The sequence below is a fragment of the Bradyrhizobium huanghuaihaiense genome (assembly GCF_025200885.1).
GTDB lineage: Bacteria > Pseudomonadota > Alphaproteobacteria > Rhizobiales > Xanthobacteraceae > Bradyrhizobium > Bradyrhizobium huanghuaihaiense.
The window spans coordinates 4,930,484-4,951,637 of record NZ_CP104172.1 but is presented as its reverse complement, the minus strand read 5'-3'; the positions used below and the strand labels follow the sequence as shown (position 1 = coordinate 4,951,637).

Here is a 21,154-nt window from a genome sequence, read left to right as displayed (position 1 = left end):
CGCGTCACGACATCGGCGGTGCGACGAACTGTGCAAATCCACTTCGTTTGCCGAGCTCGGCGAGCCAGCGCGTCAGGTTCGGCTGGGCCGGCCGGCTGATGCCCTCGACGCCGAGCCAGCGCCTCGCGTAGGAGCCGATCGCGATATCGGCGAGCGTGAACTGCTCGCCCTCCATGAAGCGGCGCGTTGACAGCAGGCGGTCGGCGATCGCCCAGACCTCGGCGGCGGCATCGGCATCGCGCTGCACCTGGATCATGTCGCGCTCAGTGGGTGCCGTGCGCACGATGCCCCAGAACACCGGGCGGTCGACCGGCTGCACCGCCGACAGCGTCCAGTCGAGCCAGCGGTCGACGCTGGTGCGGCTCTTCGGCGCCTCCGGATAGAGCGGCGTGCCGCGCCCATGCGCGAGGCAGAGATAGCGCATGATGGCGTTCGACTCCCACAGCACGAAGTCGCCCTCGACCAGCGTCGGGATCCGCGCATTGGGGTTCATCGCGAGATACTCGGCCTCGCGGGTCTTGCCGTATTGCATGCCGGCGTCGATGCGCTCGTAGGCGAGGCCAAGCTCGGTGAGGCACCACAGCACCTTCTGCACGTTGACCGAATTGGCGCGGCCCCAGATCGTCAGCTTGGTCTCAGGCATGAAGCTTCTCCCGCGGCGCTTTTCGATGTCGTAGCCCGGATGGAGCGCAGCGCAATCCGGGGTCTGTTCGCGCGGCCAGACTCTCCCGGATTGCGCTTCGCTCCATCCGGGCGACGATCCACCGCCGCGCGGGTGATAGCGGAATTTCGCCGTGCCAGCATCGGCGATTGCGCCGAGCCCCTCATGCAAAAAGCTCCGCCCGAGGCGGAGCCCTTTATCGCAAACTGAGCCTGAAATCAGTGGCCGAAGAACAGCCACAGCAGGATGATCACCGGGATCGGCACGCCCAGCATCCACAACAAGATTCCGCGTCCCATCGCGTTCTCCTCCAATCGCTTTGTCTTGGGGTGAACGCAGGCCGCGAGGGCTTGTTCCTACTGAGACGGCCTACCAATGGCCGGTGTTCGGCATCGAAACCCACGGCTCCTGCGGCGGCTTCGGCTCGCCCTTCTGCAACAGCTCGATCGAGTGCAGGTCCGGCGAGCGGACGAAGGCCATGTTGCCGTCGCGCGGCGGGCGATTGATGGTGACGCCGGCCTTCTGCAGCTTCTCGCAGGTCGCGTAGATGTCGTCGACCTCATAGGCGAGATGGCCGAAGAAGCGGTCCTCGCCGTACTTCTCCTCATCCCAATTGTAGGTGAGCTCGACCAGCGGCGCGCCGCGCGTCTGCGGCTGCTTCTTCAGCGCCTCGAGATCGTCCGCCGAGCACAGGAAGAGAAGCGTGAACCGCCCCTTGTCGTTCTCGATCCGCCGCACCTCCTTCAACCCCAGCGCATCCTGGTAAAACTTCAGCGCGACATCGAGATTGCGCACGCGCAGCATGGTGTGGAGATAACGCATGGTTGTTGCTCCCTTTGACAGTCGGAGGGTTTTGCTTTGGGCCGGGACGGCGGGGATAGGAGATAGCAGGAAAAGGGGAGGAGGGGCAGGGGGAGGGGGCAAATGCGTGAAGGCGGTCCGTTCGCCTCAGGCCGCGTCACGTCCGAAGCAGTGCGGACATCTCTTTCCAATGATAGATCCGGACCTTCTCCGTTTGATGCCGCGTGGCCTTTGCGATGGCATGCGCGATCTCGTTGCCGGTGAGCCCGCGGTACCGGTTGGCCGGGCCAACGAGCAGCGGATTGAGCACGCCCCATATCGCGATGATGAGACGTTCACGCGGGCGGTCCTCGTCGCGCTCGCCGAGGATCATCGACGGGCGGAAAATATGCGTGTGCTCGAAATCGAGCGCGAGAATGTCCCGCTCCACCTCACCCTTGGTCCGGACATAGAACACGGAGGAAGCCGCATTGGCGCCGACAGCCGTGACCAGAAACACCGACCGCGCGCCGTTCGCCTTGGCGATCTCTGCCGCCAACACCGGATAATCATGATCGATCTTGTAATACTCGGCTTCGTCAGGTGTGTGCTTGCGCGTCGTTCCCAGCGCGATGAAGACTTCGTCCGCGACCAACTGCGGCTTCAGCGCGGGGAGCGAAGCGAGATCGCCGATCAGCACCGTGAGCTTCGGATGGTTGACTGCGAGCGGCTTGCGGGCCACCGCGATGACCCGCGAATAGTAGGGGCTGTTCAGGAGGTCGCTCAGCAAATGCGAACCGATGAAACCGGTCGCGCCGAAGAGGAGCGCAGCTTTCATTCAAGCCACCGTTAGTGTTGATTGCCTGATCGCTTGTTGAGGGCCGGGGGAGTGGATGCCGAAGGCGGAATTGAGGTGACAAATATGGTGACAGTGCTGTCACCGCAATACTCCGACCATGATCAGCAACAACTACCGCGACGGTCATCTTCGTATGCTGATTGCAAATATCATAGATAATGCTCTAAAGTAGAGTCATTGCCGGGGAGGAGAAATTGTCTTGTGGGATTCGGTCCTTAATTGGGTGTGCGTGATTTCGCCTGCCATTGGAGCGTCTGCACTCGGATTCATTGCGCTCGTTACATTGGTTGCGTGGCGTGGTGGCACGATAAGCAAGATCAAAATTCCAGGGCTGTTCGACGTTGATTTGTCAAAGCCGATCGTGTTCGCCGGGCGTCCATACATGCCGGTCATTGCTGTGCTAGCCGCAATCGCAGCCTCCGGGCTGGCCTATGCGCAAACTGGCGATGCTTGTACTCGTTGCCTGGGCCTGCCGGGCGAAACAGCCTGGATATATGTCGGACGTACCGACCGAACAGGGAAATTCGATCCACCATCTATCAAGGCTGAAAACGGCGCAGCCATTATCGACGTGAAGGCGGGGACGTGGATCACGCTTATTCAGTCGCGCAGGACTATGATCCTGGACTACGACACCTTGGGCACGAAGCGCGCCCTCGATAGTCCTTTCATGCTGAACGGCAAGGTGACGTACACATGTAAATCGCTGTCAGTAGGCCAGCGATTGCTTGTAGCAGATAGGAAATTGGCCGGCCCTAACCCGGATGATCAGCATCTCTGGTTCCGCATTCGAACGACACCGATCGGCGGATAAAGAAGGAGTTCCGGCGACGCTGCGCACTCAACGGGGGGACGGTGGCAGTACATCCAATTCCAGCTGGAGTGATTTGAGTGCACTGTCACCTCAATTCCAAATTAGTCGAAGCTGTTGCCGGTAGGCTCCCAAAAAGTTCGTCTCACTCCCTGCTTGTCGCCATAGAGCACGCGGAAGTTGGTTTGATACTGCTTCTGAAACGCGTCGACAAATACGAGCTGACCAAAAATGGCCAACGGTCGATTGCCGGAGTCCAAGCCTGCGATGTCGGGGGCGTCAAGTATGGGGCCTTCAAGACGAACTGAAAAATCGTTGTCGGGGAAGAGTACAAATTTCTCGGGTCGCGGTGGTTCTGTAGGCAGGTCCGCGGAAGGGTCCTCTATGAAACGCTTGGAATTGGTGCGGTCGCACGGCACTTGGCTGCTTCGGGCTCGCCATTCGTCATGCTCTACCCCTCATATATGAAAGAAGTTTCTGGAGCCTGCTAAGGGCTCTTATCGGACTCCAGCTTAGCGCGCTCCATCTGGGCTTCGATCATCACCTTGGCTATATGACCCCGGATATCATCGCAAAGCGCGCTGAGCTGCCGGACCTTTTCCGCGGTGAAGGAATGTGCAGCGCCACCCTTCGAGTCAATAAAGTCCCGCATGAAGTTGGTATTATTCTTTGGGGATCCAACTCTAAAGGTCTGTACGGGTGCTTCTCCGAATCCAAAGTGAAACGTCGTGCCGTGCACGATCAGGTTTCGTTGCGGGACTAACTCCTTAAGGCGTGCGAACTCCTTCTCCAAGATTGTGCGATGCTCTTCGCTGAATGGTTCAGCTGCACATTTCTCGATCAGAAGTTTCAAGCGCTGCCCGAACGTGAGCGGCAGGAACTCCTCCCAAGTTTGCTCGATGGTTTTTTTGTCGCGGTCACAGACGAGCAGTAAACCCGCAAGGTTGTTCTCGAGATGAGCGCATGCGGTGAGAAATTCTCCCATTGCAAGGTGTAGGACATCGAGTTGACTGCGTATGGCGTCGAGATCACTGCCGCTCAAGCGAGCCCCCTTGGTTGGTGTCGTGTGTCGCACTTGGATTAGAGCGGGTCCTCCCCGTAGCTGATTTCTATGAGCGAGGCGGCGCGAATCATCGGGATCAAGTTCACCCTTGCCCTACTTCTCCTCCGCCGCTGTCGCTGTCGCCGGGCCTTCGCCCATGATCAGCAGCACGGCGTCCTCGTCCTTGGCGCCGTCCCAATGGACCTGCTTGCCGGTGTGGGTGACGAAGCTGCCTGCGGGCATCGGCACGGTGCCGTTGTCGGGGTCGAATTTGGGGCCTGAGCCGACCCACCAGGTGCCTTGCAGCACCACGATGTAGCGGTCGTTGGGGTGGAAGTGGGGGCGGCTGAAGTGATTGCCCTTGGTCCACTTGTTGTAGACCATGTAGAAGCCGGGCTTGCTGGGATCGCCGACCACCACCGCCGTCTGCGCGCCGCGTGCATCGACCGGGCCCCAGGGGATCTGGTCCGGCAGTTTGTAGGTGACGGCGGCGGGATTGAGCTCGGCGGCGGAGGCGATGCTCAGTGTGGCGGCGAAGGTGAGGGGCAACAGCAAAAGGCGCCGGGCGCTGCTGGTCGTCATGATGACCTCCCTTTGATCGGGCGTCCGTTGCGTGCGCCCTGTGGTTGCAGGGGATGCTAGCCCGTCCAGCCGCCAGCGCAAGACGCGTGGTGCGCATGCGTGATCGTCTGCGAGGCCTTGCCGACGGGAGGCCGGGATGGCCGGCATCATGAACCCGGGTGGAGTTCGCTGCGACGAAGGCCTGAATCGAGGGTCTTGGCATCGCGTCGCATGGGGCCGATTTTTGAGAATGATTCATGAATTGGGAATCGATCGCCATCAGCCTCACGTCAACCTTGACGGTGCGGATGGCATTGGCGGCAGTTTCTGCCGTCGTGCTGCATGAGCTTGGTCACCTTCTGTTTGGTCGAATTGCCGGCGTTCCAATTCTGGGCGTTGTCATCGGGGAAGGTCGACGACTGTTCGCGTGGCGAATTGGCGCAATCACGTTCGCGGTCCACGCCATCCCATTCAGCGGCTATGTCGAGCATGACGAATATGACGGCGGCCCGTTGACGACCGCGGTGCTCGCCGCCGGGGGAATAGCCGTCAATCTCCTCGTCGGCATGTCCAGTCTCGCGTTCTACCTGTCAGGCGAGCCACATTGGGTCGACAGGATGCTTTGGGCCATCGCACTCGCCCATTTCGGGCTCGCGGCATGGAATCTCGTTCCGCGACAATTCGAGGACGGCAACAAATCCGATGGCCTGCTCATGTGGAACGCGTGGCGCTCGTCGAGGCGAGGCAAATCAGCTGCTGGACAATAGACCGTCAAACCCCCGGCAGTTGAACCCCGCCGGAGGTGAGGCGACTAAACGCCATGGCCGCTTTCCTTGCAGAACTCCTGTTTGATCTCGTCGGAAGCCTCGTCGTTAGCTGGCTGAGACAGGCCTTGGTGGCCGTTTGTGCGTGGCTGGACACGAAGATTCACGGCCGCGCGGCACGCTTTGTCGTGGGCGGCCTGCTCGGGGTCGCCGCCTATTTCCTCATTCCTGTTATCACCGGGCTGCTGGGTCTTTGATGCCCTCCGTGAAGACAAACCTCTTCATCGCATTGGCCATCGGGGCGCTCGTCTCGGGGGTGCTCCTCGCCATCGAGCCGCTGACGGACTTTGCTTATCTTTCGCTGGAGTGGCCCGGCATCACCGTCGCGTATTTCTTCTGGGGGGCGATCGGGGGACCCACCTTCCTGGGCATCGCCATTTCGTGGCTCGTGAATGCGCTCATCTACGGTCTGGGTGCTTTCGTCATTCTCAGCACTGTAAAGGTGCTGAGGGAGGCATGAAGCGCTGGCTTCAGAGGTTAGGCTGGGTTGCGAGGGTTGCAGCGATTTGCGGCACCGTCGCGTGGCTTGTGCTTCTGACGAACTCTCCGCAAGCACCTGATGCCGCGCATCCCGAGCGTTACGCCCACCGGCACGACGTCAGGTATGTGAGCGAGGGGACAGAACTGGCTCTGCGAATCCTGCTCGGCTCATCGTTCACTCTGGCCCTGGTGGCGTTTGGATGTCACTTCGCGACCAGGGACATGCGAGAGTGAAATAGCCCGGCGGATTTCGGATCATGCTCTAGCGCCTTGATCCGTCCTTGCCGCGCCGGGCCTCCTCGGCCTCGTCCACGAGCGTCAAGGCGGCGCCGTCGTAGCTCAGCCTCAAGCCACGGCCGACGGTCCATATCCATCCCTCGCGGGCGTCTTTGGTCGGCTGGGCGTTGAACTGGTCGGAGATCGACTTGACGGCGGCGTCTTGCGCCCCCGGATTGTTCAGCTCCGCATGGACGCGCCAGATCGGATGCCTGTCGTCAACTGCGTCGCTGTCGATGGTGACCTTGGCGCCATCGACCGCGCATTCGAGGGTGTAGGTGTCGCGAAGCTGGCGGCAGCGGTAGCGGCGTTGCGTGACGACCTTGTTGGTCTCCTCGAACGTCATGCCGGGCGAGAAGCCGAGGATGTCGGACTTTTTCACATTGGCGAGCGAGGCGGGCTTCAGAAAGTCCGGCTGGATCGCCACGAGGGCGGCAATGGCAACAACGATCAAGCCGGCAACAACAATGGCAATCTTCATCAGCCCCTCGCGAGAAACATCCGAACATACAACAGCCGGAGCCTTCTGCCAGTCGGGCCTGGCGTGATCATGATGGGATCGACGCAGTGACAGTGCGCGCAATTGACAATGGCCGCGCCGCCTTGTGGGGAGCGACGCGGCCGCGAAGCAAGCCGTACAGGAAACCGGCTTACTTCATGTTGCTGCGTGTCTTGGTGCCGCCCTGGTCGCTGCCGGGGCCGGAGCCGCCCTGGCCGGATGCGTCGGGCCGTACCATTCCGCTCTTGTCCATTCGGTCGCGGCTCATGCCGGTCGTGCCCGTGGTGGTCGAGCCCTTGTGCGGCTTGGTCATGCCGGGCTTCTGCATGTTGTCGGACTGCGGGGCGGGGCCCGTCTGGGTCTGGGCGAGGGCGGAGCCGCACATCAGGCCGAGCGCGGCGGCGGCAACGAGGATCTTCTTCATCTCGAACTCCTGGTTGGTTGTGTTGGCCAACGGGAATACGGAGGCCGCGTTCCTAACGGGACCTTCAGGCGGAAGAAATTCTTCGGGAGGTTTGTGGACACCATTTTGGGGCGGCTCTCGAAACCGCCTTTCACGCGCGCGCTCGCTGAGGTATGTTCCCTGCGAGCCGCCAACGAGGTGTGCCGAAACCTCGTCAGTACCTGGCGGCGTTTATGCCCACGGCGGGCGCTGTACTCCATTTATTTCAGATCCACCGTCGCGACGATCAGCATCGTCGCGATGCGCGTCTTCATTTCAGAACGGAGTAACCCACATGCATTTCTGTCTCACAGGTCAATACACGCCGCGCGCTCTCAATGCCATTTTGGAAAATCCCACGACCGATCGTCAGGAAGCGGCGCGGAAGCTGGTCGAGGCGGCCGGCGGAAAGCTGGTCTCGATGTACAGCGTCGCGGCCGACGGCCCCGGCGTTCTCGTGATCTTCGACGTCCCTGATCCCAGCGCGGCGCCGGCGATCTCCGGCCTCACCGTCACCGCGGGCACCTTGCAGAACGTGAAGCTGACGCGCCTGTTCACGCAGGACGAGATCAAGCAGGTGCGGCAGAACGCAGCCAAGTTGCGCTCGTCCTACAGCGCGCCCGGCAGCTGATCGTTCGAACTGCCTCCACACCATGCGAGGCCGCCGACCGCCGCATCGAGCGGCGGTCTCGCGAACTCATTCTCAGGCTACGCGGCCATCCGCTGCGCGACGGGTGTCGTCAGGTACTTGAGCGCTTTCGCATGCTCGAGATCGGGCACCGCGATGGCCGTGTGGCTGTAGATCGCATGGGTCCGCGATGTCGCGATCCGGTCCAGGATCTCCTTGCCCTTGATCACGTGCAGGCCCATGCCTTCCGCGGACGGGAAGATCGCCAGCACCACGTCATAGGCCGCTATCACGGCTCTCAGCGCCTCGGCCTTGTCCTCGGCGACATCGACAAAAACGCGAACATCGGCTGCGAGTTCACGCAGCTCGTCAAAATCCAGCACTGTGGGATACTCCAACGCAACGATACCTGATGGAAGCTTGGATGCGTTAGGTTACTGAAGTCTCAACAAGGCGCCTCTCATCACAAGTTTCACGGTGAGGTGACTCCCTGGAGCCCTCCGCCGGCGGCGGCGCAGATGAACCAGCCCGAAGGCCGGCGCGACCAATCGCGCATCAGAAGGTCTTGATCCCATGAGCTGGAAGAAGAAATACGCGATTGGTGCCCTGATCGCCCTGTTCGCTTTCGCGGCGATGGATTCCTACGATCGCCCCAACAGAGATGTCCGCTTTGGCGCCGTTGTTGCCATGGCGGCGGCATGGCCGGTGACGGTGTCGCTCATCCTGGGCTGCGCTGTCGGCGAGATGGTGCGCGAGGGCGTCTAACGAACGTCTATGCGATCTCCCGCCAGCGCATCGGAAGCGTGCCGTTCTCCCTGAAACTGCCGAGGAAAGCGAAGCGATCGGCTTGCGGATTGGAGCCGGGCTCGATCGTCATGCCCAGGATCTGCACGATGTCGGTCGCATCATAGGCGGGCCAGGCCGGCAGTCCGGGCCCGTTGGGATTGCCGCGGGTGGCGAAATTCACCCAATAGCTCATTATCGTCTGCGACAGCGCCCGGTCGGCCTCGGCCGGCGGCGTGGTGCTACCGACGATCTGCTGCGGTGTCAGCGTGCCGAACACGTAGGGGATCTCGGTGACGTGCGAGGCGATCGGCGTGTAGGGCGAGGTGTAATTGAAATGGTAGCCGTAGGTCGGCGCGCCGCGGCTTGCGCGATGCAGCCGCAGCCATTGCCAGCATTGCTCACCGATCACCATGTCGCCCGTGAGCGCGGCGGCGGACGCCTTGGCCTCGGCGTCGGTGTCGGCAGGATAAAGCTTTAGAAAATCCGCAAGACGGACCTTGCCGAACATCGCTTCGGCCGAGCTGCGAAAGGCTTGCGCGGATTGCGCAGGGAGAGATCGCGCCATGAACGGGAATTCCTCCGCGCCGTTCCAGCCGGCCAGCAGCGGGATGTGCACGTGTTCGCCGTGCAGGAAGCGTCGCGCGGGCACATCCGGTATCACATGACGATCGATGCTCGGTGAGAACGCGGCCGTGACATGGTCGCGCTGAAAACTCCAGGGCGCGGCGGCGATCAACTGATCGGCGGGCAGGGTACGCAAGGCTGCGATCGATGCGTCGGCTTGCCGGCGCGCGAAGGCGAGGCCGCGTGCGCGGGCTTCGTCGAAACCTTGCAGCGGCCCATGGCGGCCATCCCAGAACGCGCCGCTCTGGCCGATGGCCTTGTGAAACAGGCCATGGGCGAGCGGCGAGGCCATCAGGATGCCGACGGCCATGGCGCCCGCGGATTCGCCGAATAAGGTGACGTTGTCCGGATCGCCGCCGAACGTCGCGATGTTGGCCTTCACCCAGCGCAGCGCCGCGAGCTGATCCTGCAGGCCGTAATTGCCTGATGGCGCTTCCGCATCGAGATCGGGATGGGCGAGGAAGCCGAGGACACCGAGGCGATAGTTGAAGCTGACGACGACGACGCCCTTGGCCGCCAATAGGCGGCCATCGGTAGCGGGATTGGCCGAGGAGCCGAATTGAAAGCCGCCGCCGTGGATCCAGGCCATCACCGGCCGCTTCTCGTCCACCTCTGTCGCAGCGGTCCAGACATTCAGAGTGAGGCAGTCCTCGTTGCGCGGGCCGGGGCGAGGATCATTCTCGAGCGGGAGAGACATCCCGCGCCGAAGGTGAGCGCATCGCGCACACCCTGCCAGGGAGACGGCGGCTGCGGTGCGCGCCAGCGCAGCGGCCCAACCGGCGGGGCGGCGTAGCGGATACCCTTGAACGCCAGCACGCCGTTTGCGTCGCGCTCCCGGCCACGCACATGGCCGGCCTGGGTGCGAACGAGCGCGCCCAGGTCGGCGGCTTTGGGGACGGTGAGGGCGGGCACGGTCGCATCTCCTGTTCGGGGCGACCCTGGATTTATCGATTTTCCCGTTGGATGAATTTGCGTATTATCGCAATCGATCGTCAAAAACAGTCAAAGATGCGACAGCCGCTTCGTTATCCCTGGCTCGACCTCGATGTGGACGACCGGTCCGCGCCGGTGATTGCCGTGCGCGTCGATGCGGACGGCACGAAAGGCGAGGTGCCCGATCACAGCCATCGCAAGGGGCAGCTCGTGGTCTCGTTCGGCGGCGGCGTCACCTGCCGCGTTCCGGACGGGCTGTGGATGGTGCCGCCGCATTGCGCGGTCTGGATTCCCGGCTGCATGGCGCACAGCAATCGCGCCACGGCGAATGCGCGGCTGTTCTTCGTGTATGTCGAGCCGGAGCTGGTCGATCTGCCGGACCGCTGCTGCACCATTTCGATCTCGCCCTTGCTGCGCGAGTTGATCATTGAGTTGTCTGACGGCGCGCAGCATGACGAGGCGAGGCGGGAGCGCCTGATCGGCGTGCTGCTCGGCGAGTTGCCGCGCATGCCGGTGCAGCAGCTGCATCTGCCGTTCTCCGACGAGCCGCGGTTGAAGCGGATCGCCGCTGCGCTCGCGGACAATCCCGCAGACCGTCGCACGCTGGCGCAATGGGCGGGCCAGCTCGCGCTCAGCGAGAGCAGCCTTGCGCGTCTCGTGGCGAAGGAGACCGGGCTGACCTTCGGACGCTGGCGCCAGCAGCTGCATCTGATCGTCGCGATCCGCGAGCTCGCCGCGGGCGTGAGCGTGCAGCAGGTCTCGGCCGCGCTCGGCTATGAATCGGTCACGGCCTTCATCACGATGTTCAGGAAGGCGCTGGGCAAGCCGCCGGCGGCGTATATCAACAGCGTCGCCCGCGAGCAAAAGTGACGGGAATCACGTGAAACTGCGGCTTGCGTTTTCGGGCTCGATAGGTTCTAAGCCCGGTGACTTCCTGACCGCCGGCATGACCACGAAGCGCGCTGCGCGGTTTTGTCATGTGCCCGGCAGAGTGACCTCAACGCTCACGCCCACCCAATTCAGAAGGATTCCAGACATGGCGAAGATGACCAAGACTCAGTTGATCGATGCGATTGCCGAGGGCACGCAGCTCTCGAAGAACGACGTGAAGTCGGTCATCGAGTACATGGCCACCGTCGGCTACAAGGAGCTCAACGAGTCCGGCGAGTTCGTTATTCCCGGTTTCGTGAAGATGTCGGTCGTGAACAAGCCGGCGACCGAAGCGCGGATGGGCGTCAATCCCTTCACCAAGGAGCCGATGCAGTTTGCGGCCAAGCCGGCGAGCAAGTCGGTCAAGGCCTCGCCGCTGAAGGTGGCCAAGGACGCCGTCTGATCCGGCGCTCGCGCGCTGCCTTTGCGTGCCCGAAGCCCCGTTCCGATGGATTCGGAACGGGGCTTTCGCTTTTTGATTTGAAGCGCAGGCCGGCCTCGCGCCGTCCATAGAAAGCGAAAACCCCGCCTGGGGGAAGCGGGGCTTTCTGATGGGGGAAGCCTGGGGGAAGCTTCTAATAGTTAGACGCGCCAGCCTGCCAAAAGGTTCACGGTCTGACGAAGAGATCGTGCTCGGCTCAAAAGAAAAACCCCGCGCGATGCGCGCGGGGCTTTCCAAACTGACGGCGATGGGATTTCAGCGCCTGGCCGTCAGTCATACCCCAAACTTAAGGTTGAAAATCCAAAAATCAACAGCGCCGCGGTGACGGAGTATCTTCGTCAGGCGGCGCTGCGATGTTGACTGGGCGCTGAAATCCCCAGCTTTCATGAGTCTCCGCAGCGCCCGGAAGGTTCAAAAGAATTGCACGGAAATCTCGCGGAAGGGCTGGACTATATGTTCTCTTTTTGTTCTAGTGAGCCACCCTGGAGGTGACTCATGACCGTCGAAAAACAGCGCGAAGTGATCCGGCTCTGGAACGAGCTCAGGAAGGTCGAAGGCCCCGCCGCGGAAGAGCTCCGCATCCAGATCCTCGAATGCTTTTCCGAGAAGGGCAAGGCCAAGCGAGCGGCCTGAAGGACGTTTGCCCGACATCGACGACATCGGTCAGGCGCGGTCCCGTTCTCATGGCGCGCGTTTGATCTGATATCGCCGAGGCGCGCGCGTGCGTTGAGTCTTTGATCGCGAGGCCGGTGACGGGACGTGGCGCTGCGTTTCCGCCTGCTCGCCGCCGGTCGCTTAGGAACTATCATTCTGCACCAGCGTTCGCGCAACATGACATGCCCGCGATGCGCCAGGCCGATGACGGCGAGCTCGGCCAACAGCTTTCGATGCGAACCCTGCCGCGAGATCGTGTTCGCGGTCGTCTCGACATTCGTGCCGCCGAAGTCATCTGGCGCCGATGCAGCCGCGCCGCGCAACTTCATCGATCGTTAGGAAACGCTGCGCGCTGATTTTCTCGACTCCGATTCGTTCTTCGAGAACGAAATGGAGTCGGATGCAGAACAAGTCGCGGTTGCCCGAATCCGATGCGAAAGCCGAGACCCGCCATCGGTGCTGCATTTGGCGCAGCGAACGCGCTCGGGTGGCGATGACTTGCCATTCGCGCGCACGGTCCACATCTCTTGTTAAGAGTTGCTCCGCGCCGGTTTCTTCGATTCCGATTCGTTCTTCGAGAACGAAGTGGAGTCGAATCTGGAACAAAGCCGGACGGCGAATGCAGGTCGATCGCCAACGAGCCCACAGTGCAACAGCGCCTGCGCGAATTCCTAACGAAAGCTTGCGCGCTAGCCGATAACCCTATTCGGTTAGGTTAAAAGCCCAATCGCGTTGCGATCGCCGCGCACTGGAGTAGGTATCTTGGAAAGACAAGCAAGAAACGGCTTCGCCAAGAAGCAACTTTTCCAAGATCGACGTCATGACGCCTTTTTCAGAACCGTCCTTTTATCAAGGCGATCGGCACACCTACCGGCGGGTCGCCATCGTCGGCTCGCTGTTCTGCCTCGCTTTCGTGGTGATCAGCTTCTCGCTGCGGCCGCAAGCCGAGGACATCCGCCTCGCGGTCAAGGCCGACAGGCTGGTGCGCACGGCGGGCCAGGCGCCGCGCGCCAATTAGCGCTCGTCGGTGTGGCTCGGGTCGGTCGCTTGCGCATCGCCGCACGAAGCGCCGCGGGTCGCAAGCGCCACGAAGCCGGCGAAGCCGGACAGGTTGAGCAGAACTTCGAGCCAGGCGGGCATGTCGGGCCTCGCTTTTCGTGAAGACAACCTCAACGTGCGAAAGGGCCGCTTGTTCCGCCCGGGCGAGAAAAATCCCGGCTAGAGCCGGGATGTGGGGTCGAGCCGCCGGCCGAGGGCCGCGACGGATTCGGATGAGGGCTGGTCCTTGAGGAACTCGGCGATGGCCCGCGCGAGCTCGCCGTCGCTCATCGGCGTCGGCGGCGGGCGCAGCGCGCCGACACCGAAATTGCGCACGATCTCCTCGTAGTGCTGATCATCGGATTTGGGAACGAGCCTGCGGATACGGGCCAGCAAAGCGGATATCGGCAATCCTTCCTCCTCGGCATCCGCCCCGCTGGCAGCAATTAGCGCCTGCTGCCATTTGCTCCCGTGGAACTGAAAACCCCGCCAGCATCGCGGAGGATACTGACGGGGCTTCCGTGCTTTTGCCTCTACCGGATAGCGGAGGCTCTGCACTTGCAGTCTTAATGCGAGCGATGCGACTTCGTTCCGCCTTCGCCGCCATTTTTTTGACAGCCCTCGGTTCCGCCGCGCGCGCAACCATCGCAGGCGGCCGGCGTTGTGCTTCCTGTTGCGAAGGAGGAGATCATGAAGAAGACACTGGCAGTTCTCGCCACCGTCGCAGCCGTCGGCGTGACCGCGGTCGCGGCTCCTGCCCCTGCCGAGGCGCGCGGACGCGGCATCGGTCCGGGCCTGGCGTTCGGCCTTGCCGCCGGCGCGATCACCGCGGGCGCGGTCGCCGCGTCGCATCCGTACGGCTATTACGGACCGGGCTACGGCTACTATGACGGGCCGAGCTATTACTACGGACCGGGCCCGTACGCCTATGACGGCGGCCCGTACTATCGGCGCCACTACTATCGCCACTGGTAAGGGTTCAATAACGCGAAAAGCCCGGAGCGATGCTCCGGGCTTCTTCATGCGTATGGATCAGACGTGTCTTACGGCCAGAGCGAGGGCCGTTCCACCTTGCGGGCATTCTCGAGCGTCGACACGAAATACTCTTCGCGCTCGCGCTTGAATTTCTCCTGGGTGGCACGGAAGGCGGCGACACGGGCGGCGATCTCTTCGCGTTCGCGGATCTTGCGTTGTTCGTCTTCGGTCATGTCCATCCCCTCTGTTCGCACTTGGACTTTTTCTACGGGACTAATGTCTACGTGTTTACTCAAGCGCTGCCGCCGCATCGCGCTGAGTCGCATTCAACACATGCATTGGCGCTTCTGATTGGGGCGTCAATGGGGAGGAGGCATTGCAGGATTGTGATAAGCGACGGGCGGAAAAAATTGCCGAGCGCACTTCTTTCCGCACGTCTTGTTCGGCGTGGATAAGAGCGTCAGCAATCTTGTCGCTTGGCTGCGACGCAGCTAGCGAACGCGCGCCGAATCTGCAGCAGGGCAGGGCGCGCCTGTCGAGATGACGGCAACGTCCGGCGTGGGCCATGCTATAGAGCCATGCACGAAAGTCAGGATGGCTGGCCCATGATTGCATCAGATCTTCGCAGCGGCGTCGAACGGCTCGGCGACATGATCGCCGAAGCCAGGACCATCGTGCCGTTCACCGGCGCCGGCATCTCGACCGAATGCGGTATCCCAGACTTCCGCTCGCCGGGTGGAATTTGGACGCGCTACCGCCCGATCGAGTTCGGCGAGTTTGTCGCCAGCCAGGAGGCGCGCGACGAATCCTGGCGCCGCCGCTTCGCGATGGAGGAGGTTTTCGCGGCGGCCAAGCCCGGCCGCGGCCATCGCGCGCTGGCATCGCTCTACCGCGCCGGCAAGGTTCCCGCGATCATCACCCAGAACATCGACAATCTGCACCAGGCCTCGGGTTTCGCCAGCGAGCACGTGATTGAGCTTCACGGAAATACCACCTATGCGCGCTGCATCGGATGTGGGCAGTCCTATCAGCTCGACTGGGTGAAGCGACGATTCGACGAAGACGGCGCCGCGCCCAACTGTACCGTGTGTGACGAGCCGGTGAAGACGGCCACGATCTCGTTCGGCCAGATGATGCCTGAAGATGAAATGCAGCGCGCAACCGAGCTGTCGCAGCATTGCAACCTCTTCATCGCGATCGGTTCCTCGCTCGTCGTATGGCCGGCGGCCGGCTTTCCGATGATGGCGAAGAACTCCGGTGCACGTTTGGTGATCATCAATCGCGAGCCGACAGAGCAGGACGACATCGCCGATCTCGTCATCCGCCACGACATCGGCGAAACCCTCGGGCCCTTCGTCGGTAATTGAGGCGTTAGTTTGATTCGCGGCTGTGCAAGCTGTTCATAGGTCCCGGCGAATCTCTTTTTTGTCTATGCGTCGCAACCGGGAGTGTTATCTTTTGAGTCGAAAGATTCGCGTCGCGTCGAATTGAGAACATTCTCTTAAGACGCGTGATTCGAGCGCCGCCAATGTGGCGGGTTGCATGGCAGTGTGGGGTCCGGGGTTATGGGGTCGTCGGACGGATTTGAGTCCAAGAAGCTTGGAGTTCCTGGGCAGGGCGCTTCGCCGGGGCGGTTGACGCCGGGCGAGCACGGCGGCGCTGGCCGCGACACTGCGCTCAGTCCCTTCACCGGATTGGGCGAGGCCAGCGCCAATCTCGTCGAGGTGACCGGCGTCATCAAATGGTTCGACGCCTCCAAAGGCTACGGCTTCATCGTTCCCGACAATGGCTGGCCCGACGTCCTCCTGCACGTTACCGTGCTTAGGCGCGACGGCTTCCAGACCGCCTATGAGGGCGCACGCATCGTCGTGGAGTGCATCCAGCGCGCCAAGGGTTACCAGGCATTCCGCGTCGTCTCGATGGACGAGTCGACTGCGATCCATCCGGCGCAGATGCTGCCGCCGCGCACCCATGTCACGGTCACGCCGACCAGCGGGCTGGAACGGGCCCAGGTCAAATGGTTCAATCGGCTGCGCGGCTTCGGCTTCCTGACCTGTGGCGAGGGCACGCCCGACATCTTCGTGCACATGGAGACACTGCGCCGCTTCGGCATGACCGAATTGCGCCCCGGTCAATATGTGCTGGTCCGCTTCGGGCCCGGCTCCAAGGGCATGATGGCGGCCGAGATCCATCCCGAGACCGGATCGCCGGGCCTGCAGTCGCACTAAGGCGCCAGTTCCCGCAATCGTGAGCAGAGGCGCGCTGGCCAGCCAGCGCGCCTCTGGCTTTTGTGATGGTCGCCGCGTAAGGACTGGTTCAGTCCCACCCGCCTCGAGTACCGTCCCATGAACTTTGATCGAAAGGCCGTCTGGTCCATTGCGAGGGGCTGGCTGGTCGCCATCCTCGTCGCCACCTTTGCCGCCGCAAGCGCACCGGTCGGCGCCGCCAGCTTCCAGCCGCTCGAGATCGTCACGAAGAACGGCGTGCAGGTGTTCTCGGTGGAGATGGCGACGACCGAGGAGGAGAAGCAGACCGGCCTGATGTACCGCAAGGAGCTCGCCGACGGCAAAGGCATGCTGTTCGACTTCAATCCCGAACAGGAAATCTCGATGTGGATGAAGAACACCTATGTCCCGCTCGACATGATCTTCATCCGCGCCGACGGCCGCATCCTGCGGATTGCGGAAAACACCGAGCCGCTGTCGACCAAGATCATCTCCTCGCGGGGCCCCGCCCGGGCGGTTCTGGAGGTGGTGGCGGGAACGGCGCAGAAATACGGCATCCGCCCCGGCGACCGTGTCGGCCACCCGCTGTTCGGCAGCAAATAGGGTCGTCCAAGCGGGGCGTTGCCAGCCTTGCGGGCGCCGGTTTGTAAGCTTGCTGACGCCTTTGGAAGCGTGTATCGACGGGGCTCGCTGGACATTCGGGGTATAGCGCAGCCTGGTAGCGCGGCAGTTTTGGGTACTGCAGGTCGTTGGTTCGAATCCAGCTGCCCCGACCAGTCCCGGTGTCGATGCCTCAAAGCGAGGGCCTGACAGCCCGCTAGCGTCCCATCAGAACAGCAGCCAATCGACGAGACGCCAGGCGATCCAGGCGAGGGCACAGATCCAGCCCAGCATGACGATCGCCGCGACGCCGAGTCCGCAGAGCGCGAACAGTGAGCTTCCGCTCTCCGGTGCCTCGGAGAGTTTCTCGGTCGTATCGATCTGGCTCACTGCGCCCCCTTGCCTTGCGGCCTTCTCTTCATTGGTCTCTGCTCGGTCGAAGAAATTCACCGGCCGCGCTCCAGCTCACACGGACGTGAGACGAGATGACTATCCATCCATGAGGGCGCGCGTTGATAGCAGCCGCGCAGATCTCCCGGACAGGTGGGAAGAAGCTGCAACGCGCAGGGCGGCGTTTGGTTGCTGCGGTCGAGGCGGGAAAATGTCCGCTGCGCCGAATTTTTCACGCCTCCAGCGCCTGCTTCGCCCGCCCGCCGCGTTGAAGCAGAAGGGTGGCTACGCAACCGGCGTTGCGCCCGAGGCTCCCTGGGACGAGGTCTTCATGTCGATCAGTGCGATTGCATCGGCCAGCGCGGCGGTGACGACGACGCCGTCGACCGCTACGGCGTCGTCCTCCGCGGCATCTTCGACATCGGCGGCTTCGTCGAGTTCGGCGGCGTCATCGACGTCGGCGACATCCTCGTCGCAGTCGGCGGGCGGAAGCTCGGGATCGGGAGGCGGTGGCAGCTCGGCCAAGACCATCGTCAGCGAGGTCTCGATCACCATCGATGGCGTCACCACCACCACGATCACCTATTCCGACGGCACCACGGAGGTCGAGACGTCCGCGAGCTCGCAAGCCGGTCAAAGCGGTCAGGCCGGGCAGACCTACAACGCCCAAGGCGCACTCGGCGCCAATGCCCAGAATGCATCCGCCAGCGCGTCCAGCGCCAGCGCTGCGGTCTAGCCAGGGTTGATCGCCGACGCAGGGCAGGCGGCATTCTGATGGTGTCCTGAATCGCGCGCGAGCGGCATGTCCGAAGCTGGCCAAAGCCTTGGCGGTCATTGTCCGCATCGCACGACTTCCGCGCGATTTTTCAAGGCATTGGCGAGGGCTACGGGGCGCAGAATTAGCAAAGATTCATCGAACCTTTGGCTTGTCGCCACAGACATATCAGTGTTGGGGATTTCAGCGCCCAATGCCTAAACGGACGCCGCCAAGCGATGATATTCCGCTTGCGCGGCGTTGCGCTTTTCAGACCGAACGCGATCAGCTCGACGCGTGCCAGCCGGGCGGAAACGGTACGAGCGGCCAGACCATCTGGTTGTCGTTGGCGGGCTTTGGCGGTTCCTGAACGGACGTCCTGAGTAATGGGGCAGGCGGTACCGATCGCGCCGCCAGACGCAAACATACACAGTGCAAGCTCATCGCGGTTGTCCCCGCCAGTAAGTCATTTTTCAAAATGCAATGTCAGTTCAAAATCGCCACGCGTCCAAAACGGCGCGCTCATCTCAAATCGCGCATGCATTCTAGAAAAACCGGCGCCGACTTTCAACCGCTCCGGCCATCCGTTCACGGCAGGTAAGGTTGATCGGTTAGGTTAAGGGCGAGCGGTTGTTGCGGCCGCCTCAAGGGGCGTTATCAGATCGGTCCCGGCTCGCGATGGACTGCCTGAAATCCGTGCTCACACAAGATCACAGTTCGTCGCGGCGCGCGTATCCTGTGAGTTCTGCGTCATGTCTTTCGATCGCAACTTCAAAACCGTCAGCAAGCAGTCGAGCTGGACCGAAATCTGGCACCTCTGGACCGTGATCGTGCCACGCCGCTCGATCAACGGGCAGCTCGTCTACGGCAAGGTCTGGCGCCGGCACGACGGCCGCGACTGGATCTACAAGAAATTCACCGAGTTCGACGGCGAAGAGGCGGCGTAGCTGCCGCCTCTCTCAGGCGGCCTTCGGCTCTGCTGCCGGCTTGGCCGGCGGCGGCTTCAGCGGCTTGTCCTGCTTCTTCGACCACGAGATGTAATAGGCCACGGTCGTCATGATCGCGATGCCGGCGATGCTGACGAAGAGCTGCGCGAACAGCGAGCCCGAGCTCATCGACAGTTCGAAATGGCCGACGAAGGACAGGAACACGCCGACGCAGAACACCGCGAGCGACTGCTGGCCGCACACGATCAGCGGGTCGAACACCTTCCATTCCAGGCCCGGCCAGTCCTTCGGCACGAAGCGGATCACCAGGATCACGATCACGACGAAATGCAGGAAGCGGTAGGGCGCGAGGTTGGTCTTGTCGTTGGGGTTGAAGGCCGAGAACAGCCATTCCGGGAACATGCCGCCGAAGGTGGGGAAGCGGCCGGCCATGGTCATGATCAGCGCGAACAGCATATAACCGAGACAAAGCCACAGCGTGATCGGCGAATTGATCAGCGTCATCGAGCGCCGCGCGCCGCCCATCGCGCACCAGGCGCCGAACACGAACAGCACCTGCCAGCAATAGGGGTTGAAGTACCACTGGCCGGCCGGATAGGCGGTCAGATTCCAGCCGAACTGGCGCGCGGCGAGCCATAGTACGATCGACAGCGCCATCGTCAGGTCGGGTTTGCGCAGCATGAACCACAGCACCGGCGGGAACAGGCCCATCAGCACGATATAGAGCGGCAGTACGTCGAGATTGAGTGGCTTGAAGCGCAGGAACAGGCCCTGGCGCAGCGTCTCGGTGGCGTTGTCGACGAGGCCGGCGACGTTGAACTCGTTGATCATCTCGGAATCGCCGAAGCGCAGCGCGAGATAGCTGATCGATGCGATGTAGATCACGAACAGGATGATGTGGGCGACGTAGAGCTGCCAGACCCGCTTGGTGAGGCGGGTGGCGCCGACGATGAAGCCGCGCTCCAGCATCATCCGCGCATAGACGAAGGAGGCGGTGTAGCCGGAGATGAAGACGAACAGGTCGGCGGCGTCGGAAAAGCCGTAATTGCGCGTGGTGATCCAGTTCACCACGTTGTCGGGAATGTGGTCGAGGAAGATCGCCCAGTTGGCGACGCCGCGAAACAGGTCGAGCCTGAGGTCGCGGCCTTTCTCGGGGAGCGTTGCGCTGACGTTCAGGAAGGCCATGCGACGGGAGCTTTCGAAGGGGGCGGACAGGCTGAGGTCGGAGAGGCAGTGCCACCGGGCCGGATCCCGGCGCGGAAGGCGGGTACGCAATTGTCACGGTGCAGCATAATGACTATACCGTCGGAGAGGGTTACCGGGGCCGGAATCACCAATCAGTTCCCGATCGGTGTCTCTATACTATCCCCGAGGTTTCCACCAACTGCCACCCTGACGCATCGAAATCGAACGAAAAGACGAGGCCCGGACCACCCATGACCGCACGCATTTTCAAGCCCGCCAAGAACGCGATGCAATCCGGCCGGTCCAAGACGAAGGAATGGCAGCTCGACTACGAGCCGGAGCAGCCGCGCGCGGTCGAGCCGCTGATGGGCTGGACCTCGTCGGGCGACATGAAGCAGCAGATCACCCTGCGCTTCGACAGCAAGGAAGAGGCAGTCGCCTATTGCGAGCGCAAGGGCATCGCCTACCAGGTCATCGAGCCCCAGGATTCGATCCGCCGCCCGGTCGCCTATGCCGACAATTTCTCGTTCCGCCGCGGCGAGCCCTGGACGCATTGAGGGGCGGCACCCTCTGTCATTCCGTCATGCCCGCGCCTGTCCCGCCTGCGGGGCCGAACCCCCTTCGGCGAGGCGAAGGCCCGGGCATCTGCGTTTTTGGGACCGCATGAGCCTGGCCTGCATGGTTCGAGACGCCTGCTTTGGCGGGCTCCTCACCATGAGGGTCTGATATCTTGCCGCGAAGCGTGACCGCATCCTGAGGGGTCGCCGGAGGCGGGCGTCTCAAGGATGGGCCGCAGGTAAGCTTCCCG

31 protein-coding genes, 1 tRNA gene and 1 pseudogene are annotated in these 21,154 nt (G+C 62.4%); 18 read left to right on the top strand and 15 right to left on the bottom strand.

All coding sequences use genetic code 11. The annotated features are described in order from the left end of the window. Positions 1–4 precede the first annotated feature (4 nt). The 3 genes from N2603_RS23710 to N2603_RS23700 form a co-directional block, all read right to left on the bottom strand. Positions 5–643, bottom strand: coding sequence for a glutathione S-transferase family protein (locus N2603_RS23710; RefSeq protein WP_260384061.1), 639 nt, complete (start codon positions 641–643; stop codon positions 5–7). Between the two features lie 387 nt (positions 644–1,030). Next, positions 1,031–1,483, bottom strand: a complete 453-nt coding sequence (locus N2603_RS23705) for a VOC family protein (RefSeq protein WP_018641785.1) — start codon at positions 1,481–1,483, stop codon at positions 1,031–1,033. 136 nt (positions 1,484–1,619) lie between these two features. Next, positions 1,620–2,279, bottom strand: coding sequence for an oxidoreductase (locus tag N2603_RS23700; protein ID WP_260384060.1), 660 nt, complete (start codon positions 2,277–2,279; stop codon positions 1,620–1,622). 220 nt (positions 2,280–2,499) lie between these two features. Here N2603_RS23700 and N2603_RS23695 point away from each other — a divergent pair, with 220 nt between their 5' ends. Continuing rightward, complete coding sequence (locus tag N2603_RS23695; RefSeq protein ID WP_260384059.1) at positions 2,500–3,114, top strand: hypothetical protein; 615 nt, start codon at positions 2,500–2,502, stop codon at positions 3,112–3,114. 484 nt (positions 3,115–3,598) lie between these two features. On the opposite strand, the gene N2603_RS23690 is transcribed toward N2603_RS23695, so the two are convergent. Then, on the bottom strand, positions 3,599–4,153 hold the full coding sequence (locus N2603_RS23690) for a hypothetical protein (RefSeq protein WP_026311809.1): 555 nt from the start codon (positions 4,151–4,153) through the stop codon (positions 3,599–3,601). A 114-nt stretch (positions 4,154–4,267) separates the two neighbouring features. Further along, a complete protein-coding gene (locus tag N2603_RS23685; RefSeq protein ID WP_260384058.1) occupies positions 4,268–4,735 on the bottom strand; it encodes a cupin domain-containing protein in 468 nt (155 codons plus the stop codon). Between the two features lie 236 nt (positions 4,736–4,971). Here N2603_RS23685 and N2603_RS23680 point away from each other — a divergent pair, with 236 nt between their 5' ends. Genes N2603_RS23680 through N2603_RS23670 form a run of 3 tightly spaced genes read left to right on the top strand, consistent with a single transcriptional unit; the run spans position 4,972 to position 5,998 of the window. Then, the gene (locus tag N2603_RS23680; RefSeq protein ID WP_260384057.1) at positions 4,972–5,481 is read left to right on the top strand and encodes a site-2 protease family protein; all 510 of its coding nucleotides are present in this window, start codon (positions 4,972–4,974) and stop codon (positions 5,479–5,481) included. 53 nt (positions 5,482–5,534) lie between these two features. Next, on the top strand, positions 5,535–5,735 hold the full coding sequence (locus N2603_RS23675; RefSeq protein WP_260384056.1) for a hypothetical protein: 201 nt from the start codon (positions 5,535–5,537) through the stop codon (positions 5,733–5,735). After that, positions 5,735–5,998 carry a hypothetical protein gene (locus tag N2603_RS23670; RefSeq protein ID WP_260384055.1) on the top strand — a complete coding sequence of 88 codons (264 nt, stop codon included), beginning with the start codon at positions 5,735–5,737 and terminating at the stop codon, positions 5,996–5,998. Before N2603_RS23675 ends, N2603_RS23670 begins: the two co-directional genes overlap by 1 nt. Before the next feature lie 282 nt (positions 5,999–6,280). Here the strand turns inward: N2603_RS23670 and N2603_RS23665 are convergent, their stop codons facing one another. Next, positions 6,281–6,775 carry a hypothetical protein gene (locus tag N2603_RS23665; protein ID WP_260384054.1) on the bottom strand — a complete coding sequence of 165 codons (495 nt, stop codon included), beginning with the start codon at positions 6,773–6,775 and terminating at the stop codon, positions 6,281–6,283. Positions 6,776–6,944: 169 nt separating this feature from the next. Then, on the bottom strand, positions 6,945–7,217 hold the full coding sequence (locus tag N2603_RS23660; RefSeq protein WP_260384053.1) for a hypothetical protein: 273 nt from the start codon (positions 7,215–7,217) through the stop codon (positions 6,945–6,947). A gap of 313 nt (positions 7,218–7,530) precedes the next feature. Here N2603_RS23660 and N2603_RS23655 point away from each other — a divergent pair, with 313 nt between their 5' ends. Further along, positions 7,531–7,866: a GYD domain-containing protein gene (locus tag N2603_RS23655; protein ID WP_018641796.1), complete on the top strand. Its 336-nt coding sequence runs from the start codon at positions 7,531–7,533 to the stop codon at positions 7,864–7,866. Between the two features lie 77 nt (positions 7,867–7,943). Here the strand turns inward: N2603_RS23655 and N2603_RS23650 are convergent, their stop codons facing one another. After that, positions 7,944–8,246 carry a hypothetical protein gene (locus N2603_RS23650; RefSeq protein WP_018641797.1) on the bottom strand — a complete coding sequence of 101 codons (303 nt, stop codon included), beginning with the start codon at positions 8,244–8,246 and terminating at the stop codon, positions 7,944–7,946. A 190-nt stretch (positions 8,247–8,436) separates the two neighbouring features. Here N2603_RS23650 and N2603_RS23645 point away from each other — a divergent pair, with 190 nt between their 5' ends. Next, positions 8,437–8,628, top strand: coding sequence for a hypothetical protein (locus tag N2603_RS23645; RefSeq protein ID WP_018641798.1), 192 nt, complete (start codon positions 8,437–8,439; stop codon positions 8,626–8,628). A gap of 7 nt (positions 8,629–8,635) precedes the next feature. On the opposite strand, the pseudogene N2603_RS23640 reads toward N2603_RS23645, so the two are convergent. Next, positions 8,636–10,089, bottom strand: a pseudogene (locus N2603_RS23640) (carboxylesterase/lipase family protein). A gap of 192 nt (positions 10,090–10,281) precedes the next feature. Here N2603_RS23640 and N2603_RS23635 point away from each other — a divergent pair. The 3 genes from N2603_RS23635 (at position 10,282) to N2603_RS23625 (ending at position 12,211) form a co-directional block, all read left to right on the top strand. After that, positions 10,282–11,076 (top strand): AraC family transcriptional regulator, encoded by a 795-nt coding sequence (locus N2603_RS23635; RefSeq protein WP_260384052.1) that lies wholly within the window; start codon positions 10,282–10,284, stop codon positions 11,074–11,076. A 166-nt stretch (positions 11,077–11,242) separates the two neighbouring features. Beyond that, entirely contained in the window at positions 11,243–11,539 is a 297-nt protein-coding gene (locus tag N2603_RS23630) for an HU family DNA-binding protein (RefSeq protein ID WP_018323108.1), read from the top strand. A gap of 534 nt (positions 11,540–12,073) precedes the next feature. Beyond that, entirely contained in the window at positions 12,074–12,211 is a 138-nt protein-coding gene (locus N2603_RS23625; protein ID WP_167533099.1) for a hypothetical protein, read from the top strand. A 312-nt stretch (positions 12,212–12,523) separates the two neighbouring features. Here the strand turns inward: N2603_RS23625 and N2603_RS23620 are convergent, their stop codons facing one another. Beyond that, positions 12,524–12,838 (bottom strand): hypothetical protein, encoded by a 315-nt coding sequence (locus tag N2603_RS23620; RefSeq protein ID WP_260384051.1) that lies wholly within the window; start codon positions 12,836–12,838, stop codon positions 12,524–12,526. Positions 12,839–13,052: 214 nt separating this feature from the next. Between N2603_RS23620 and N2603_RS23615 the strand changes: the two genes are divergently transcribed. Then, entirely contained in the window at positions 13,053–13,250 is a 198-nt protein-coding gene (locus N2603_RS23615) for a hypothetical protein (RefSeq protein ID WP_018641804.1), read from the top strand. On the opposite strand, the gene N2603_RS23610 is transcribed toward N2603_RS23615, so the two are convergent. After that, a complete protein-coding gene (locus N2603_RS23610; protein WP_018641805.1) occupies positions 13,247–13,372 on the bottom strand; it encodes a hypothetical protein in 126 nt (41 codons plus the stop codon). The genes N2603_RS23615 and N2603_RS23610 overlap by 4 nt on opposite strands. Positions 13,373–13,450: 78 nt before the next feature. Beyond that, positions 13,451–13,666: a hypothetical protein gene (locus N2603_RS23605; protein WP_260384050.1), complete on the bottom strand. Its 216-nt coding sequence runs from the start codon at positions 13,664–13,666 to the stop codon at positions 13,451–13,453. A gap of 294 nt (positions 13,667–13,960) precedes the next feature. On the opposite strand from N2603_RS23605, the gene N2603_RS23600 reads away from it, so the two are divergent. Continuing rightward, complete coding sequence (locus N2603_RS23600) at positions 13,961–14,245, top strand: hypothetical protein (protein ID WP_260384049.1); 285 nt, start codon at positions 13,961–13,963, stop codon at positions 14,243–14,245. A 68-nt stretch (positions 14,246–14,313) separates the two neighbouring features. On the opposite strand, the gene N2603_RS23595 is transcribed toward N2603_RS23600, so the two are convergent. Next, positions 14,314–14,484 (bottom strand): hypothetical protein, encoded by a 171-nt coding sequence (locus tag N2603_RS23595; RefSeq protein ID WP_018641808.1) that lies wholly within the window; start codon positions 14,482–14,484, stop codon positions 14,314–14,316. Between the two features lie 366 nt (positions 14,485–14,850). On the opposite strand from N2603_RS23595, the gene N2603_RS23590 reads away from it, so the two are divergent. From N2603_RS23590 to N2603_RS23575, 4 genes are all read left to right on the top strand, one after another. Further along, positions 14,851–15,612 carry an SIR2 family NAD-dependent protein deacylase gene (locus N2603_RS23590; RefSeq protein WP_260384048.1) on the top strand — a complete coding sequence of 254 codons (762 nt, stop codon included), beginning with the start codon at positions 14,851–14,853 and terminating at the stop codon, positions 15,610–15,612. Between the two features lie 198 nt (positions 15,613–15,810). Next, positions 15,811–16,473, top strand: a complete 663-nt coding sequence (locus N2603_RS23585) for a cold-shock protein (RefSeq protein ID WP_260384047.1) — start codon at positions 15,811–15,813, stop codon at positions 16,471–16,473. A 117-nt stretch (positions 16,474–16,590) separates the two neighbouring features. Then, positions 16,591–17,073 carry a DUF192 domain-containing protein gene (locus tag N2603_RS23580; protein ID WP_018641811.1) on the top strand — a complete coding sequence of 161 codons (483 nt, stop codon included), beginning with the start codon at positions 16,591–16,593 and terminating at the stop codon, positions 17,071–17,073. Positions 17,074–17,169: 96 nt separating this feature from the next. Next, positions 17,170–17,246 (top strand) — tRNA-Pro (locus N2603_RS23575). A gap of 52 nt (positions 17,247–17,298) precedes the next feature. Here N2603_RS23575 and N2603_RS23570 read toward each other — a convergent pair. After that, positions 17,299–17,520, bottom strand: a complete 222-nt coding sequence (locus tag N2603_RS23570; protein WP_260384046.1) for an RNA-binding protein — start codon at positions 17,518–17,520, stop codon at positions 17,299–17,301. 151 nt (positions 17,521–17,671) lie between these two features. On the opposite strand from N2603_RS23570, the gene N2603_RS23565 reads away from it, so the two are divergent. Beyond that, positions 17,672–18,196, top strand: coding sequence for a hypothetical protein (locus N2603_RS23565; RefSeq protein WP_260384045.1), 525 nt, complete (start codon positions 17,672–17,674; stop codon positions 18,194–18,196). A gap of 770 nt (positions 18,197–18,966) precedes the next feature. Continuing rightward, complete coding sequence (locus N2603_RS23560; RefSeq protein ID WP_018641814.1) at positions 18,967–19,161, top strand: hypothetical protein; 195 nt, start codon at positions 18,967–18,969, stop codon at positions 19,159–19,161. A 12-nt stretch (positions 19,162–19,173) separates the two neighbouring features. Here the strand turns inward: N2603_RS23560 and N2603_RS23555 are convergent, their stop codons facing one another. Further along, the gene (locus N2603_RS23555) at positions 19,174–20,346 is read right to left on the bottom strand and encodes an OpgC domain-containing protein (protein WP_260384044.1); all 1,173 of its coding nucleotides are present in this window, start codon (positions 20,344–20,346) and stop codon (positions 19,174–19,176) included. Positions 20,347–20,597: 251 nt separating this feature from the next. On the opposite strand from N2603_RS23555, the gene N2603_RS23550 reads away from it, so the two are divergent. After that, positions 20,598–20,903 carry an ETC complex I subunit gene (locus N2603_RS23550; protein WP_018641816.1) on the top strand — a complete coding sequence of 102 codons (306 nt, stop codon included), beginning with the start codon at positions 20,598–20,600 and terminating at the stop codon, positions 20,901–20,903. Positions 20,904–21,154 lie beyond the last annotated feature (251 nt).